The sequence below is a fragment of the Micrococcus sp. HMSC31B01 genome, from assembly GCF_001816085.1.
Taxonomy (GTDB): Bacteria; Actinomycetota; Actinomycetes; order Actinomycetales; family Micrococcaceae; genus Micrococcus; species Micrococcus luteus.
The window spans coordinates 1-1834 of sequence record NZ_KV825276.1; the positions used below are offsets into that span (position 1 = coordinate 1).

Annotated in this window: 1 protein-coding gene; it reads left to right on the forward strand. The window is 76.0% G+C overall.

Annotated features, from left to right (window positions below):
* Positions 1-1722: YhgE/Pip domain-containing protein (locus HMPREF3105_RS09535; protein WP_070709403.1), on the forward strand; the 1722-nt coding region annotated here is incomplete at its 5' end.
* Positions 1723-1834 lie beyond the last annotated feature (112 nt).

The following is a 1834-nucleotide window of genomic DNA, read 5'->3' on the forward strand; positions in this document are numbered from 1 at the left end:
GGCGCCGCATCCGCGCAGGACGGGGCCGGCCGCCTGGCCGACGGGCTCGACCAGGCGCGCGAGGGATCCCAGGCCCTCGCCGACGGAGCCGGGCAGCTCGCCGAGAACGCCCCCGCCCTGCGTCAGGGCGCCACGGACCTCTCCGACGGGCTGGCCCAACTGCAGACCGGATCGGCCGAGCTCACCGACGGCGCCACGCAGGTGGCCGACGGCACCCAGCAGCTCTACGACACGGTGATCCCCGGCCTGGACCAGGTGATCGAGCGGCAGGACGCGGTGGCCGCCGACGTCGCCGCGGTGGACGAGGACGTCCAGCGGGTCGCCGAGGTGGCCGGCACGGCCGAGGACGGCGCGGGCGCCCGCATCGCCGACGCGCAGGCCGCCCTGGCCGAGCTCGCCGAAGAGGACCCGACGCTCGCCGAGTCCGAGCAGTACGCCGCGCTCCAGGAGGCGCTCACCGGCGCGGACGAGCGGGTGACCGCCGTCGCCGGCCGCGCCGAGGAGGCCGCCGCGACCTCCGCGGCCGCCAACGAGCGCGTCCAGGGCTTCGTCGAGGACGACGTCGCCGCCTCCGCCAAGGCGGATCTGACGGACCTCAACGACGGCGCCCACGCCGTGGCCGCGGGCGCGGAGAAGCTGCAGGGCGGGATCGGTGAGGCGAAGGACGGGGCCGACTCCCTCGCCGACGGCGCCGGGAAGTTCGCGGACGGCCTCGAGCAGCTGGGCTCCGGCGCGACCGAGCTCGACGGCGGCCTGGCCCAGCTCCAGGACGGCGCCGGGGAGCTGCAGTCCGGCCTCGGCGAGCTGACGGACGGGGCGACCACCCTCGCCGAGGGCAACGCCGCGCTCCACGACGGGGCGCTGACCCTGCAGGACGGTGCGGGCCAGCTGGAGTCCGGCGCCACCGAGCTCGACGACGGCCTGGCCCAGCTCCAGGACGGCGCCGGGGAGCTGCACACCGGCCTCGGCACCCTCGACGACGGCGCCCACGAGCTCGCCTCCGGGCTCTCCGACGGCGTCGACCGCGTCCCCGCCCTGACCGAGGACGAGCGGGACGAGGCCGCCCTGGTGATGTCCCGGCCGGTGGAGGCCGTGATGCAGGTGGACAACTCCGCGGAGGTCTACGGCCGCGGCATGGCGCCGATGTTCTTCTCCATCGCGCTGTGGGTGTTCGGCATCGCCGCGTTCAACATCATGCGGCCCATCAGCGGGCGGCTGCTGGCCGGGCGCCGCAACCCGGTGGCGATCGCGCTGGCCGCGTGGCTGCCCGTGGGCATCGTGGCCGTGGGCGGCGGCCTGCTCATGCTGGCCGCCACGCTGCCGCTGGGCCTGGCCCCCGTCCACCCGGTGCGGGCCGTGGCCCTGACGGTGCTCGTGGCCGTGGTGTTCTCCCTCATCGCGCACCTGGTGCAGACGGCGCTCGGCACCCCCGGTTCGGCGCTGCTGCTGGTCCTGCTGATCCTGCAGCTGGCCTCCACCGGCGGCACCTACCCGGCCGAGGTGCTGCCCGGCTTCTTCCAGGCGCTGCACCCGTTCATGCCGATGAGCTACTCCATCGAGGCGTTCCGCAACGCGATCTCCGGCGGTCTGGACCAGCGCTTCTGGGTGCCGGTGGTCGTGCTGATGGGCATCGGGGCGGCGGCGCTCGCCCTGGACGTGCTCGTGGTGCGGCGCCGGCGTCGGTTCCGCATGAAGGACCTGCACCCCGCGCTGCAGGCCTGAGCGGGGATGACTTCCGCACCCCGCGCCGCCGTCGTCCGTCCGGCCCGCCCCGAGGACGCGCCCGCGATCGCCGCGATCGCCGCGGCCACCTTCCCGGACGCCTCCCCGGCCC